Genomic DNA, 15,132 nt, shown 5'->3' on the forward strand with positions numbered 1-15,132 from the left:
GGACATTAAGGGTTAATCAACCTAATATGACATAAGCGAGGTTGCGGCATACTACTTAACTAGGTAGGGTGTGCTTTGACATGCTCTCGCTCGTGTATCCGTCAAGAAACAAATTATCATCACTGCATCCGTATAACATGCTTAGAAACGGGGAGATCCGTTTCTTATTAAGCGTACTTACGGAATGAAGCCGCGGGTGAACAATTGTTCACCCGCGGCTTTTTTATTTCCATTTACTATTTTATTTATTGTGCCAAAAAAAGAGGATTTATGCATAGAAATACTTCTTTTCCTAAGGAAAACTGCTTACATGAGACCTAGCAATTCAGATAGATTTACGAGAGCTGTTCAAATCGCATTTGAATGGAGTATAAATAAATGAAGTACTTATTTGAAACTTGCAGTCTTAATTATGAGGACTTCGCAAGCGGCAGAGTATTGTATAATGCTCAGGGCACCACCTCGTTTCCAGTAAGATTATCCAGTGAGATCGTTCAAAGATGCTTCAGCATACTCGACACAAAAGGAATCAAGGGCCCTTATTCCATATATGATCCCTGTTGTGGTGGTGCCTATATGTTGACCGTGATCGGGCTGATGCACAGTCATGTTATAAATAAGATTCATGCTTCCGATATAAATCCCGAGGTCCTTCGAACGGCTGAACGAAACTTATCTCTGTTAACTGCAGGTGGATTAGCACGGCGTAAAGAAGAGTTAACTCGATTAACGGCCTTGTATCAGAAAAAATCGCATGAAGAAGCTTTGGCTAGTTTAGAGAAATTTAATAAACAATCGGCATGCTCAGCTTTGAAAGAGATCGTTATAGCCCAAGGCGATATTACTACTGCGGAGAAGAGGCATATCCATGATCCATTTAATATCGTTATGACAGACTTACCCTATGGGGACAAGGTTAATTGGATCACGAATAGTTCAAATCCTGTTTCAGATTTTTTTGATCAGATTTCTAAATGGATGGACACGGAAAAATCAATTGCAGCCATTATCGCAAATAAGGACCAAAAGTTAAAACACGAGAAATTCAAAAGACTGCAGTATTTCAAAGTAGGGAAAAGGCAAATCGGAATATTCGAGCTGATATCCTGAATTTGAGAACGCTGATGCTGCGAAAATGATAACGAATATACTTCACAGCCTTCAAAACGCCCTCATATCTGTGGATGGAATTATCCACAGTATGAGGGCTCTATTCATTCAAAGAAACGATCTGACGCTCGATTAAAATGAGCTGCTTTGTCAATTCGCTGGATGACAGCATGCTGATATTAACAATTTGTTATGAAAGCTAACGTTTTATCATGTTGACATGAAGGCAGCGAATCTATACTGATTATACGGAGATACAGCAGACCTTTGACTGATAGCTCTGGAGAGAATAGAGAAAGAGGGGGAGCACACGAATGAATAATGCAGAATCCGCAGCACCTGTACAAGAAGGTGTGATTCGTCCGAGTCCCCGGCGTACAAAGCGTAAAAAAAGCTTCAAACGTACGCTGGTACTGGACCTCATGCTGTTACCAGCCGTAGTCCTGACGTTCATATTCGCGTACATACCTATGGGCGGATTAGTCATTGCTTTTCAGGATTACAAGCCTTGGCTCGGGTTCGCCAAATCATCCTGGATTGGCCTGGAACATTTCCAATTCCTGTTCAGTATGCCGGAGAATGTGCAGGTGATCTGGAACACTTTAATTATTGCGGGAATGAAACTGATTGGAGGTCTGATTGCCCCGCTGGTTTTTGCCCTGCTGCTGAATGAAGTACGGAAGGAAACCTTCAAAAAGAGCATACAAACGTTCGTTTACCTGCCGCACTTTCTGTCATGGGTTATTCTTGGAGGAATACTGCTGGACATGCTGGCAACCAAAGGTATGATCAATCAGTTCCTTGGGGCCGTGTTTGGCCTGGAACCCATCTTCTTCCTCGGAGAAGGTACATGGTTTAGAATTGTTGTGGTCACAAGTGATATCTGGAAAGAATTCGGATTCGGCGCGATTATCTTTCTCGCCTCGCTGGCAGGCATTAATCCATCCCTGTACGAGGCGGCAGAAGTGGATGGAGCGAACCGATGGCAGCAGACGTGGTCCATTACGATTCCAGCTCTGATTCCGATCATGATTGTTGTAGGCACGCTGTCGCTCGGAAATATTTTAAACGGAGGATTCGACCAGATATTCAATCTATACAATCCACTCGTTTACGATAAAGGTGATATCATTGATACCTTCGTGTATCGGGTAGGTCTGATCGATGGGAAGTTTGGATTTTCGGCTGCAGTTGGACTCTTCAAATCGGTTGTCGGATTCGTTCTGATTGTGATCGCATACCGTGCAGCTTATAAATTTGCGAATTACCGTATTTTCTAGAAAGGAGACCTCACGGCATGTATTATAAAACCAAACCTTATAAAGTCTTTACCGTGTTCAATTATACGTTCCTTATACTGCTGTCACTGCTCTGTATTATCCCGTTGATTCACATTCTCGCGGTCTCCTTCAGCGGTAAAGCAGCTGCCAATGCGAATCTGGTTGGACTGTTTCCAGTTGAGTTTACCTTCGATGCTTACGCCAAGACATTAGCGAATGAGAACTTCATCCGTTCCCTATGGGTTGCTGTACAGCGAACCGTGCTGGGTACACTGCTCAGCATGATTGTTGTCATTCTGGCAGCTTATCCGTTATCCCGGGAAAATCGAAGCTTCAAACGTCGTAATATCTATACTTGGTACTTTGTATTTACGATGCTGTTCAGTGGAGGATTAATTCCGTTCTACATTCTTATCCAGAAGCTGAATTTGCTGAATACGATGTGGGTGCTGATATTACCTGGAGCCGTATCCGTCTGGAACATGATTCTGTTACTGAATTTCTTCCGCAATGTGCCGAGAGAGCTGGAGGAGGCCGCCTTCATTGATGGTGCGGGTTACTTCCGAACATTGATCTCTGTATTTCTGCCTGTATCGATGCCGGCCATCGCCACACTATCTCTGTTCTCTATGGTAGGACACTGGAATGCCTGGTTCGATGGATTGATTTTCCTGACCGATCACGAAAAATATCCTCTTGCGACCTTCCTGCAGACCATTATCGTACAGCAGGACTTCAGCAAAGTGTCTGTGCGTCCCGAGGATCTGGAGAACATCTCACAGCGCACGATCAAAGCTGCCCAGATTTTCATTGGCATGGCTCCGATTTTGATTGTGTACCCACTGCTGCAGCGCTTTTTTGTTAAAGGCATTGTACTGGGTGCTGTGAAGGAGTAACACGAATTCAGATTTAGCCAAATATATAACCATATGGGGGAGAGAAAATGTTAAAAACATGGAAAAAGCCGCTTCGCATTCTAATGGCTGCCGCAATGTTATCTGGCGTACTCGCAGCGTGCAGCAATGATTCCACATCCGAAACCAAGTCCGGCGACAGCAGCGAATTTTATTCCGCTCCGTTTGAGAACGGCAAGTATGTTGAACCTGTTACCATCTCTACTGTTTTTCCGATCACCAGCAGTCTGAAGTTTAAAAATGGAGAAAATATTGAAAATAACGTTCACACGAAATGGGCTCATGACACACTTGGAATCGACATCAAGTATTTGTGGACGGTCAGTGAACAAAATAATGCATACCAGACCAAACTTCGTCTCATGCTGACATCGGGTCAGAAAATGCCGGATATTATTTCTTTCCGCGGCAGCCAAACATTAATCAGTGATTTAATCGAATCTGGTCAATTCATCGATGCGGGCGAACTGTTCGATAAATATGCTTCCGATACGTATAAGAAAGCGATGGCCGAAGATCCGAATGTATGGAATCCTTACATCCGTGATGGTAAACGAATGGCAATCCCCATTCTGGAGAACGCTTACAATAATGATCCAGTAATGTACATTCGTGAAGACTGGCTTAAGAAGTTGAACCTGAAGGCACCAACAACATTAGATGAATTAGAAACGGTGATGGATGCCTTCGTCAATCAAGACCCGGACGGAAACGGGAAAAAGGATACCGTCGCTCTCTCTGTAGGGTTCAAAAACAATTTGAACACATGGATGGCAGACTCCGGCTGGATCTTCGGCATGTTTGGAGCGATGCCGAATCAGTGGAATAAAGCAGCCGACGGTACACTTGCATACGGTTCGATCCAGCCCGAGATGAAACCGGCACTGGAGAAGATGAAAGAGTGGATGGAGAAAGGTTACATTGATAAAGAATCAGGGCTGTATGATGAGCCCAAAGCCGCTGAAGCATTTACTGCAGGCAAGTCGGGTATTATCGTTGGTCCTTATTGGATGACAGGCTGGCCGATTCCGGATCTGCAGCAAAATGTGCCGGATGCTGAATATAAAGCATATCCACTTCCGGCTGGTCCTGACGGTAAAATGGGACGCCACGGAACACCAATTAGTACGGGTGCTGTTCTGATTAACAAAGATATGGAACACAAAGACGCTTTCTTTGTGTACCAGAACTATCTGTTTGATCACTGGGCTAATCCGGACAGCACAACGTTCGTACACGGGTTTGCCAAAGGTTATGATTATGATATTGGCCCTGACGGTGAGGTATATAAAGAGCAGCAAAGCGATAAAATTCCGGGCGGCTGGATTGATGCGATCCGTTATTCATTAACCTTTGATGGAGCGATCATTCCTAACCTGATGATGAATACGCTAGCTGACCTTGCGAATGGTAAAGAGCCGACCACTCAATATGAGAAAAACCTGGCGGACCGTATCCCTGAACAGATTAAGGCGGCCAAAATTGTTATTGATCAAAAAGATATTGTAATGCCTCAAATGTTCACGGGGGTTCCGACAAAGACACAGGTTTCCAGAGGCGATATGCTGACCAAGCTGGAAAAAGAAGTATTGAACAAAATCATTTATGGTCAGGCACCGATTGATGAATTTGATACTTTTGCGCAGCAGTACATGTCTTCTGGAGGCAAAGAAATTACGGAAGAAGTCAATACTTGGTATGATACGATAAAATAAAAAAACAAACCGCACTCATGTACAGAGGTAAATGAACCTTCTTGTACATGAAGTGCGGTTTTTTAGTTTGTTTTACGTTAACTTTCTTCACGATACTCCGCTTTACTGCTCCCGGTATTCCTGCGGTGTCATGCCGAATTTATCGCGAAACACCTTGATGAAATATTGGGAGTTGGCATACCCCAGTTTGTCGGAAATTTCATATACTTTATCCTGCGAATGATTCAGCAGGTAGAGAGCAAGGTCCATTTTGACACTTAAAATATACTCACTTAAGCTTATGCCTTGAAATTGTTTAAACAGCTTGGACACATAGACGGGATGTAATGATACATGATCTGCAATCGATTGAAGACTAAGAGAATGCAGATTAGCCGAGACAAACGACTTGATCTGATGAATGACGTCATGCTGTTCATCGAAAGACTGTTCTTCCAGTTTCACTCGTAATCGATCGAGCATGTTTTCAGCCCAATCCGTAAGCTGGGATACCGAACGATAGGGGACACGCGGAATGGCCTCATTTCCAACCAGATCGGATAACAGCGTATGATTTTTATGGGCAATGTAATGATAGGCAGATAACAAAACAATCTGAATCTCGTCCAGTTGTTCTTCGGTTTGCTCAGGCAGCGCACTGTACCCAGCTTTGATGCGGTTCAAGCGCTCTTTGAACATCTCCCATTGTCCTGTTTCCAGCAGATGATTAAAGGTTGGCGGTTCATACAAAATATGCAGTGAACGTATAGAGACAGAGCGGTAACTTTCCTCAAGGGAGAGGAAGTATCCGGTACCATTGCCTACTTGCTTTTTAAGGGCCGATATGGCCTGCTCGTACATATCACGGATATCACACTGGAGTGTGCCCTTATAGCTCAGGATGACCGAAATGCCTCCTTTCAGATATTCGTTGACATTATGGTGCAGCTGCAGCGAAAGATGTATAAGATCCTGAATTTGCTTCACGGACTGCTCGCTGTGATTCCTCTCTGTTGAAGCATTGGATTCATCGACTCCAGCTTCAACAGGCTTTAATATGAAGACCAGATAATCGTAATGATCCCTGCAGTGCCAGGTATGAAAAGCCGTATTAAATAACTCACAGGCAATATTGGTCACTGCATATTCAAACAACTGCAGGTTGCTCGTTGTATGCCGCGTAAACTGTTCTTCCAGCCGAACCAGGACGAGCTGCACCTCATCTTCCGCATGGAAGGGTAGATGATAGCGGCCCAGTTTGTCGTTAAGAACCTCTACAGTACAACGATTCCCCTGCAGCAAGTGATTGAGCAGCTTGTCTTTGAGTGAGGGAAGATGTTCGCGAAATGAGTTCATCGCCTGTTCATAGGACAGGGCCCTGCGGATTTGCTCTTCAATGGACAGTACGGTTTTTTCCAGACAGGAGGCCAGTTTTTCGACATCCAGCGGTTTCAATAGATACTCGACAACACCGTATTTCGTCGCTTCTTTGGCATACTCAAACTCGGCATAACCAGTAAGCAAAATGCAGGGCAGGTTGGGTTTTACCGCCTTGATCTGCCGGATTAGTTCAAGTCCGTTCATGACAGGCATTGAAATATCGGTGATCACAATGTCTACCGTTTGTTCCTCCAGAATGGATAATGCCTGCATGCCGGAGTATGCTTTGTGAATATGCTCAATACGATACTGATCCCATGGAAATGAGATCTCCAGATCGTCAATTACATAGGATTCGTCGTCAACTAACAGAATCTGATGCATCTGCAATATCCTCCTTATGTATAGTAATGATACATATCGTTCCTTCATATAAGCTGGACTCTATCGAGAGCCCTGACCGTTTGCCGTAGGTGAGCTTCAATCGCTGATTCACATTTCGGACTCCTGTTCCAATCTGTTCTTCCGGACGGGTTATTTCATCCATATGTTGGCTGATAAGTGCAAGCCGTTCTGCAGGCATGCCTACGCCATTATCTGCAACTGTAATACGTATGAACTCTTGATCCTGCTCTGCACGAATCGTAATTTTCCCGGGACCCATCGAGGGTTCTATCCCGTGTTTGACACCATTCTCAACGAGCGGTTGCAGGATCATACGAGGGATCCGTATGGATAGAAGCTGTTTGGGCACATGAATCTCACAGGTAATACTTTTTTTTCGCATATGTATGATGGACATGTAATGATTCACAAACCGAAGTTCTTCACCCAGCGAAGAATCCATATCTTCAATACGGTGAATGTAGCGGCAATAGGCAGCCAGCTCCAGGGTCATGGCGGTTACAGATTCATAGTCTTTTACACTGGATTTGCTCTGAATATAGTTCAGGCAGTTGTATAGAAAATGTGGATTGATCTGGGCCTGGTACTGCTTCAACCTGGCCTCTTTGACCGAAAGTTCTCCAAGCAGCACCTGCTCTATTAACGTTTGGGTATTCTCGGCCATCCGGTTAAATGACCGGCCTAATATTCGAAATTCAAGAGTCTGTGTTTCATCCACACGGCTGGAGAAATCTCCCCGGTCAAAACGATCAATCGCTTTGCGCAGACGGATAATCGGTTGTTGGATCTGATTCCGCAGCGCCAGCGTGTACAGCAGAGAGAGCAGGAGCAGCGCTGCAAGGGCCAGCACAAACAACGTATTGTTACGTGAGATGGACTGCTGCAGCTGATTGGTGAGATGGTAATCAATAAAGTACAAATCGAGAATACTTGCTTTCATATAACTGATGAAATAATTCTGATCCTGAAATGCGATTTCGAAGAAACCGCTATCATCTCTGATCTGCGGAATAACCTGTGTGTCAGCTTCGGCAAGTTGTGAGGAGCCCGCTCCCCGAATGGCTGTTTTAAAATGCGAATCATACAGCATCGGTGTCCCGGAAGTATATTCAGACATCATTTTCTGCAGCACTTCGAGTGATATCCGGATCTCAATGTACATCGGTCCTCGATGTCCCTTGGTAAGATGCGAATAATACCCCGTACCATCCTTTTTCATATGTAATATCCATTTATCCAGCGGATCTTCGGACATGGCGAACGGCTGAAATGAAAAATCACGATCCGAAGATACGGTAGCTTTCTCATCCGGATAATACAGAATGATCGTATTGTTCCATGCGGTGGAGGCACTGTTAAGAGCCAGTTTCTCCATCAGCTCCAGTTTGGCTTTGTATTTAGCAAAATCATTCCCGTAAGTGAGGGCATACGTATACCCTCTAACCGACTGATCCTCGGATAATGTCAGCGCATTCATTAATACCTGCTCAAATTGATTAGACAGCTGGGAAGACATGAAGCGTACTTCGCCCAGTTTATTCTTCTGCAGCTCACGCTGAATTTCGTCTACGTTTAATCGATAGATCAACCAGAAGATCAGGATAATCAGTACAAACATCAAAATCAGACCAAGCGCCAGCTTCTGGAAAATAGAGGCATTTTCTTTTGAAAACGTTTCCTTCAACATGTCATTTCCCCCTGTGCTGCAAAGAACCATAATCCCCATGCTTTATTTTACAGTATACAAACGATCTGCACTTTAGTGGTACATAAATTTTATTAAAGAGGTATAATTAGGGATTATACGATATGATTGGATGATGAATTCATGTTGAACGATCAAAAGCTTCAAATATGGATACAAAGAACGGTTAAGAAATGGATAGATCCTGCAGCAGAAGTTGTACGTATTGAAGCAGCTCCAATCCATACAGGCACGCAGGCCATTGAATTAATGCGCCACCGTGTACTCATTAATAAATGTGGCGAAACATCGGCGGTATCACTCGTTACCAAATATGCTTCCAAAATCGAACAACAGGTGCTGATATGGCTTTATGCTCAAAAAGCTAACGTGCCTTTTTGTTTATCACCTGGTTTTGATGGCTCGGAAGTTGATGGGAGGTCACTTATCTGTATACAGGATGTTGATTATGAAACGGATTATAACAGCATAAACATCAGTCTGCTTCAGGAAAATGAGATGAAGGCTTTGGCGCACATTCACATCTCCAATCATGATCAAAAAAGCCAGCTCTCATGGTTACCTGATGCTGATATCTTCCATATCGAAAAAATGATCTGCGAGCGATGGAGGCCGCAGTGGGAAGAAGCTAAGAAAAACGCGGAATTCATAGAGGTCTTTGGGGGATACATACCTGCAGTAGAGGCTGCGGCTGGTACGATTCTGCAGGACATCCCATCTGTAATACATGATGAGCGCAGCCAAACTTTAATTCATAACGACCTTAATCCAGGCAACGTTCTGGTTCACAACAATACCGAAGTCATCTTTATCGATTGGGAAGAAGCAAAATACGGCTCTTTGTTTCTAGATATTCCCCTACGCTGTCGTACCCCGGAACAATTGAAGAAATATCGGGAGCTGCTGGCTGCCAAAGGCATAATCTTTTCAGATGAGTATTTTAATAAGATGTATACCATCGCCTCCCGCTACCTGGGACTGAGGTATATGAGTTGGAATCTGGGAGCTTGGACTATTCATGATCACGCGAGAGATGATCTTCAGAGGTATATGGACATGGTGGTGGGATGAGGGGAGCACTGGAGGAGATAGCGTATTCCAAATGTACATGTGAATAAGAGGTGGGAAATAGCTGTGAAAAATAGAAATATAACAGGCATTGTAGTCGCTGTGATCTATTGTATTGTTCTTTATATGATTTTGACGGACGCTCCCCAAGGTGAATCTCCGAATAACCCATTCTGGGTCTATTCCTTGCTGCCCCTTGGAGCTCTAGTAATCACGTTTCTTTTTGATCATGTGATTAAATTTGATATCTTCAGAAAAAAGAAATAATAGACATATCCAAATTACAATTAACCTTTGTTTTCGAGGAACAAGCTCCACAAAAAATACTAAGAAGCGGGACATTCATCTTACGGTGCCCACTTCTTTTTTTATTGCGCATTGTGCCAAAAAAATTGATAATTCACATGGGTGCCGGCTAAGAATGATCATCGGCTTTCATTTCGATTACCCTTAATTGCTTACAAGCGCCGGGTCGGCGGGCATGATGCCAGGAGTTGATTCCCTAATAATAGGCGTAGTTGCGATATGCGAAACCTGGTAAGGCTGCGCGGGGTTATCAATTCGGGATAAAAGCATTTCAGCCGCCTTGATGCCCATCTCGCTGCTGTAGATATGAACTGTCGTCAGCGGAGGCTCAATAATTCTGGATTCTGGTGCATTATCGAAGCCGCATATTACAAGATGCTGCGGAACCGTCACCTGCCGCGATCGAAAAGCCCTGATCAGCTCGACGGCAATGAAGTCATTGGCGCATATATAGGCGGAAGGAAGCGACTCCAGCGCAGATACTCGTTCCATCATCCAACCAGGCTTTGAAAAGAAGAGCTTATCATCATCTGTAATGCAGTGGGCCGGATCAACCTGCAGTCCTGATTCCAGCATAGCCCGGTGATATCCCACCCATCGTTCATTGAAGCTTTTGCAGTGATTGTAATCCCCGACGAATCCGATACTTTTGCATCCGCTGTCAATTAACTTTTTGGTTAACTGATAAGTGCTGTGTTCGTTCTCCATCAGTAACAGGTCCGCATGAAAATCCGGATAACAAATGTTCGCGGCACAATCGATAAAGATCGTAGGAATGCCAAGATCGGTAATCAGACGAGTGTATTCCAGATCAAATAACTCGATGCAGATGATACCGTCCACTTTAGCAGCATCAAAATTGTTGGGCAGTGCCAGGTCACTCTGATCGACTTCACGAACGATATGGATGGACAGGTTATACCCCTCCGAACTGATTCTTTTCTCCAAGCCGCTGATTAATAATGATCCAAAATGAGATGTATTAGGCAGATTCTCCGTCAGCAGGGCAATATTGCCGGGCGTTTTGCCGAGGACCTGTTCGCTTTCCACGTATGCAAATTGTTTATATTTTAACTCAATCGCCTTTTTAATGACCCGATTTCGTGTCTCTTCTGGAATGTTTCCGCTATCATTAAGTGCTTTGGAAGCTGTATTTCTGGAGATGCCCAAAGCATCCGCGATATCCTGTATCGTCACTTTCTCTTTTGCCATGTCCTATCTCACCTCTAATGGTCAATTCATCATCTCAATAGTACTCTAATCCAATGTATAGTATTTTGAGGCAAATAGCAATTGGTTATTTACAAATGCACAAATTATATATTTGTTTGTAAACTCTCGTTTCATCATTTTCTATGATTCTTTAACCGACTGCGATACCAATACACTCGGCAAAATATCAATCAATATCAAGGTTAATCACCTTATTCAACAAGGCTTTACGGTTTATTCATTACATCTAATGCGCAATAAATGAGGTTATAAACAGATTATTGGGACTGAAATAAACAAACAAATGCACAAATATTTTTTTACATTTCGTATTGACTAAACGGGTCTTTAGTTGTTAGATTGTAAAGTATAAAAATTGCAATTGTAAAGTTTGTAAGCCCTTACGATGAGCAATTGTACATTTCATCACGAACGGAGGTCATGTATTGGATAATACAGCAAATACGAATAAGAGGATGGTTAAAGGCCTCAAAGAGAGAAACTCTGTATTTCAAGCGCTGCAGCAGTGGAAGAAGAATTATTTTTTGTATCTATTGCTTGCTCCGGCTCTCATCCTGACTTTGATCTTTAAATACATTCCGATGTATGGCGCAATCATCGCTTTCAAGGATTTCAGTCCAATCAGGGGAATCATGGGTAGTGAGTGGGTGGGCTTGAAACATTTCGAGAAGTTTTTGGCTTCACCCAATTTCGATGTCATTTTGATGAATACGCTTAAACTCAGCTTTTTGGGATTAATCTTCAGTTTCCCCGTGCCTATTCTGCTGGCTCTCATGCTGAATCAGGTGCGAAAAGCTGCCGTGAAGAAGAACATTCAATTGTTTCTGTACGCGCCCAATTTCATATCCGTTGTCGTGGTTGTGGGTATGTTATTTATCTTTTTATCGCCGACAGGTCCCATTAATCAATTAACGACATGGATTACGGGGCAGCCGATCATGTTTATGTCCGAACCGGAGTATTTCCGCTGGATTTATATTTTGTCCGATATCTGGACGGGGGCGGGCTGGGCTTCGATTATATATGTTGCAGCACTAGCCAATGTTGACCCAGAGCTTCACAATGCGGCCAATCTGGATGGTGCCAATCTTCTTCAGCGCATTCGCCACATCGATCTTCCGACGATTCGTCCGATTATGGCCATCGTATTTATCCTTGCGGCGGGCGGAATTATGTCCATCGGATTCGAGAAAGCGTATCTCATGCAAACATCCATGAATCTGCCATCCTCTGAAATTATTGCTACCTACGTATACAAGGTGGGATTGCAATCCGGTGATTACGCCTATTCTGCCGCCGTTGGACTATTCAACTCCATCATTAATGTCATTCTGCTTGTTACCGTCAATCTGATCGTGAAGAAATTAAACGAAGGCGAAGGCCTTTATTAGAAAGGAGTGCTGCGCATGACTATTAAACCGACAGGGCTGGATCGTCTGATCCTCGCACTGAATGCCATTTTTCTCACGTGTGCCGTACTGGTTGTCGTGGTTCCTCTCATTTATATCGTGATCGCTTCTTTTATGGACCCGACAGTTCTGCTGAACCAAGGCTTGTCCTTTAACGTATCCGATTGGAGTTTGGACGGCTATCAGATGATTTTATCCAATCCGGCCATGATTCGAGGCTTCGCCAACGCGGTCCTGTACTCCGTATCGTTTGCCTTCGTGACCGTGGCAGTTTCAATCTGTGCAGGTTATGCGTTATCCGAGGAAAGGCTTGCAGGGAGAAAATTCTTCATGATTCTATTTATCATCACGATGTTCTTCGGCGGCGGCCTCATTCCTACCTATCTGCTCGTACGCAATCTCGGGATGCTGGATACGGTATGGGCAATCATTATTCCCGGAGCGGTTAACGTATGGAACATTATTTTATCGCGAACTTTTTTCAAAGGTATTCCCAGAGAACTTAAAGAAGCTGCGAACGTGGACGGTGCTTCGGATATGAAGATTTTCTTCCAGATTGTTATTCCGTTATCCAAACCAATCATATTTGTGCTCGCCTTGTATGCATTCGTCGGGCAGTGGAACTCATACTTCGATGCCATGATATATCTGGACAATCCGAATCTGCATCCGCTGCAGCTCGTGCTGCGTTCGATTCTGATCCAGAATCAGGCTGCACCAGGCATGATCAGTGATCAGCTTGCCATGGCAGAACTCAAACGGCTATCGGAGATGATCAAGTACGCTGCAATTGTCATTTCAAGTCTGCCGCTGATTATTATGTATCCGTTCTTTCAGAAGTATTTCGAAAAGGGTGTCATGGTAGGTTCACTCAAATAGTGAACAGCCTGAGATATCGCAAGCCAGATCCAATCCTATAACGTGGAGGTCACATCATGAAAAAAATGAAAAAGTCCAAAAAAGCCGTTACAGCCCTGTCCGTTTCCATGCTGTCTGCTGCACTGCTGCTCTCGGCTTGTGGTGGGGGCGGGGGCGGTGCTGCAAGTGAAGCCCAGTCTCCCGATGGGAAAGTGACGCTGAATTTTATAACGCAGAGTTCACCGCTGGCTCCGGCCGATCCGAACGAGAAACTCATCAACAAGAGACTTGAGGAAAAGACCAATGTGCATATCAACTGGAAAAATTATACGAGCGATGTGTTTGCCGAGAAAAGAAATCTGGCGGTAGCCAGCGGCGATTTGCCTGATGCCATTTTTGACGCGGGTTACGGGGATTATGACCTCCTGAAACTGGCTAAAGACGGAGCTATCATTCCACTTGAAGACCTGATTGATCAATATATGCCCCATTTGCAAAAGGTACTTCAGGAAGCTCCGGAATACAGAAGCATGATCACAGCACCGGATGGACATATTTACTCTTTTCCTTGGATCGAAGAACTGGGAAGCGGCAAGCAGCGGATCCAAGCGGTGGATAATTTGCCTTGGATCAATGTAGAGTGGCTGAACAAGCTTGGGCTGAAGATGCCAACGACCACAGAAGAATTAAAAAAGGTACTTATCGCATTCAAAACGCAGGACCCGAATGGGAACGGGAAGGCAGACGAAATTCCATTATCCTTTATTAACAAACCTGGTGGTGAAGACCTGACTTTTCTTTTTGCTGCATTTGGACTTGGCGAGAACTGGGACCATACGGTAGTGACTGACGATGGAAAGGTGGTCTTTACGGCAGCGGATAAGGGCTACAAGGAGGCCGTGAAATTTATCCACGAGCTTGTCCAGGAAGGTCTTGTCGATGTGGAAGCCTATCAGCAGGATTGGAATACCTATCTGGCCAAAGGAAAGGACCATAAGTACGGTATGTATTTCACTTGGGATAAAGCCAACATTACAGGAATGAACGATACGTATGATGTTTTGCCGCCGCTTGCCGGTCCTGATGGAATAAAAAATGTTACAAGAACGAATGGAATCGGACTTGATAGAGGGCGTATGGTCATCACGAGCAGCAATAAAAATCTGGAATCCACAGCAAAGTGGGTGGACCAGCTGTACGAACCAATCCAATCCATTCAAAATAACTGGGGGACGTACGGAGACAAGACACAGCAGAACATTTTTGAACTGGATGAAGACAAAGGCATGCTGAAACATCTGCCGCTCGAAGGCGCTGCCCCGGTCGAACTGAGACAAAAAACCAGCATTGCAGGACCGCTGGCGATTCTCGACAGTTATTACGGCAAATACACAACCAAACCGGAAGATGCTGCATGGCGCATGGAACTTCTGGATCGAGTTATGGTTCCGCATATGAAAGCAGATAACGTCTACCCAAGCGTCTTCTTCTCCATTGATGAGCTCGACCGTCTGTCTACCATTGAGACTGACCTGTTCGCCTATGTACTGCGCATGCGTACGGAATGGTACCAAAACGGAAAGATCGAGCAGGAGTGGGATGCCTATCTGAAAGAGCTGGATCGTCTTGGACTGCAGGAATGGCTTCAAATTAAACAGGCAGGATATGACCGCAATAATCAATAACACCCAATAAACGAATCGAACACGGGGAATTTGCTGTAGACAGACCATCTGTTTTGATATCAAGTCCCCGCATACCGTTCGATCA

Annotated in this window: 11 protein-coding genes; 8 read left to right on the top strand and 3 right to left on the bottom strand. The window is 44.3% G+C overall.

Going from position 1 to position 15,132, the window contains the following annotated elements; all coding sequences use genetic code 11:
- Positions 1–378 precede the first annotated feature (378 nt).
- The 4 genes from MKY97_RS14915 to MKY97_RS14930 all read left to right on the top strand — a co-directional run bounded on the left by MKY97_RS14915 (position 379) and on the right by MKY97_RS14930 (position 5,019).
- Positions 379–1,110 (top strand): hypothetical protein, encoded by a 732-nt coding sequence (locus MKY97_RS14915; RefSeq protein WP_342556171.1) that lies wholly within the window; start codon positions 379–381, stop codon positions 1,108–1,110.
- A gap of 422 nt (positions 1,111–1,532) precedes the next feature.
- Positions 1,533–2,390, top strand: a complete 858-nt coding sequence (locus MKY97_RS14920; protein ID WP_342556341.1) for an ABC transporter permease subunit — start codon at positions 1,533–1,535, stop codon at positions 2,388–2,390.
- A 17-nt stretch (positions 2,391–2,407) separates the two neighbouring features.
- The gene (locus MKY97_RS14925) at positions 2,408–3,286 is read left to right on the top strand and encodes a carbohydrate ABC transporter permease (protein ID WP_342556172.1); all 879 of its coding nucleotides are present in this window, start codon (positions 2,408–2,410) and stop codon (positions 3,284–3,286) included.
- Between the two features lie 47 nt (positions 3,287–3,333).
- Positions 3,334–5,019 carry an extracellular solute-binding protein gene (locus tag MKY97_RS14930; protein WP_342556173.1) on the top strand — a complete coding sequence of 562 codons (1,686 nt, stop codon included), beginning with the start codon at positions 3,334–3,336 and terminating at the stop codon, positions 5,017–5,019.
- A 102-nt stretch (positions 5,020–5,121) separates the two neighbouring features.
- On the opposite strand, the gene MKY97_RS14935 is transcribed toward MKY97_RS14930, so the two are convergent.
- Together MKY97_RS14935 and MKY97_RS14940 are read right to left on the bottom strand one after the other, a co-directional pair.
- A complete protein-coding gene (locus MKY97_RS14935; protein ID WP_342556174.1) occupies positions 5,122–6,762 on the bottom strand; it encodes a response regulator in 1,641 nt (546 codons plus the stop codon).
- Positions 6,740–8,470, bottom strand: a complete 1,731-nt coding sequence (locus MKY97_RS14940) for a histidine kinase (RefSeq protein ID WP_342556175.1) — start codon at positions 8,468–8,470, stop codon at positions 6,740–6,742. Before MKY97_RS14940 ends, MKY97_RS14935 begins: the two co-directional genes overlap by 23 nt.
- A gap of 141 nt (positions 8,471–8,611) precedes the next feature.
- On the opposite strand from MKY97_RS14940, the gene MKY97_RS14945 reads away from it, so the two are divergent.
- Positions 8,612–9,559: a phosphotransferase gene (locus tag MKY97_RS14945; protein ID WP_342556176.1), complete on the top strand. Its 948-nt coding sequence runs from the start codon at positions 8,612–8,614 to the stop codon at positions 9,557–9,559.
- Between the two features lie 447 nt (positions 9,560–10,006).
- Here MKY97_RS14945 and MKY97_RS14950 read toward each other — a convergent pair whose 3' ends face one another.
- Positions 10,007–11,074, bottom strand: coding sequence for a LacI family DNA-binding transcriptional regulator (locus MKY97_RS14950; protein WP_342556177.1), 1,068 nt, complete (start codon positions 11,072–11,074; stop codon positions 10,007–10,009).
- A 476-nt stretch (positions 11,075–11,550) separates the two neighbouring features.
- On the opposite strand from MKY97_RS14950, the gene MKY97_RS14955 reads away from it, so the two are divergent.
- From MKY97_RS14955 to MKY97_RS14965, 3 genes are read left to right on the top strand one after another with little or no spacing between them, the layout of a single operon-like run.
- Complete coding sequence (locus MKY97_RS14955; RefSeq protein ID WP_342556342.1) at positions 11,551–12,486, top strand: ABC transporter permease subunit; 936 nt, start codon at positions 11,551–11,553, stop codon at positions 12,484–12,486.
- Positions 12,487–12,501: 15 nt separating this feature from the next.
- Positions 12,502–13,383, top strand: a complete 882-nt coding sequence (locus MKY97_RS14960; protein WP_342556178.1) for a carbohydrate ABC transporter permease — start codon at positions 12,502–12,504, stop codon at positions 13,381–13,383.
- A gap of 56 nt (positions 13,384–13,439) precedes the next feature.
- Complete coding sequence (locus tag MKY97_RS14965; protein ID WP_342556179.1) at positions 13,440–15,047, top strand: ABC transporter substrate-binding protein; 1,608 nt, start codon at positions 13,440–13,442, stop codon at positions 15,045–15,047.
- Positions 15,048–15,132: the final 85 nt, after the last annotated feature.

Source organism: Paenibacillus sp. FSL R7-0652 (assembly GCF_038595045.1).
In the GTDB taxonomy this organism is placed as follows: domain Bacteria; phylum Bacillota; class Bacilli; order Paenibacillales; family Paenibacillaceae; genus Paenibacillus.

Bases quoted from the DNA above. Each gene is read 5' to 3' on its own strand.
- MKY97_RS14915 (WP_342556171.1), top strand. From the start codon at position 379: ATGAAGTACTTATTTGAAACTTGCAGTCTTAATTATGAGGACTTCGCA.
- MKY97_RS14920 (WP_342556341.1), top strand. From the start codon at position 1,533: ATGCTGTTACCAGCCGTAGTCCTGACGTTCATATTCGCGTACATACCT.
- MKY97_RS14925 (WP_342556172.1), top strand. From the start codon at position 2,408: ATGTATTATAAAACCAAACCTTATAAAGTCTTTACCGTGTTCAATTAT.
- MKY97_RS14930 (WP_342556173.1), top strand. From the start codon at position 3,334: ATGTTAAAAACATGGAAAAAGCCGCTTCGCATTCTAATGGCTGCCGCA.
- MKY97_RS14935 (WP_342556174.1), bottom strand. From the start codon at position 6,762: ATGCATCAGATTCTGTTAGTTGACGACGAATCCTATGTAATTGACGAT.
- MKY97_RS14940 (WP_342556175.1), bottom strand. From the start codon at position 8,470: ATGTTGAAGGAAACGTTTTCAAAAGAAAATGCCTCTATTTTCCAGAAG.
- MKY97_RS14945 (WP_342556176.1), top strand. From the start codon at position 8,612: ATGTTGAACGATCAAAAGCTTCAAATATGGATACAAAGAACGGTTAAG.
- MKY97_RS14950 (WP_342556177.1), bottom strand. From the start codon at position 11,074: ATGGCAAAAGAGAAAGTGACGATACAGGATATCGCGGATGCTTTGGGC.
- MKY97_RS14955 (WP_342556342.1), top strand. From the start codon at position 11,551: ATGGTTAAAGGCCTCAAAGAGAGAAACTCTGTATTTCAAGCGCTGCAG.
- MKY97_RS14960 (WP_342556178.1), top strand. From the start codon at position 12,502: ATGACTATTAAACCGACAGGGCTGGATCGTCTGATCCTCGCACTGAAT.
- MKY97_RS14965 (WP_342556179.1), top strand. From the start codon at position 13,440: ATGAAAAAAATGAAAAAGTCCAAAAAAGCCGTTACAGCCCTGTCCGTT.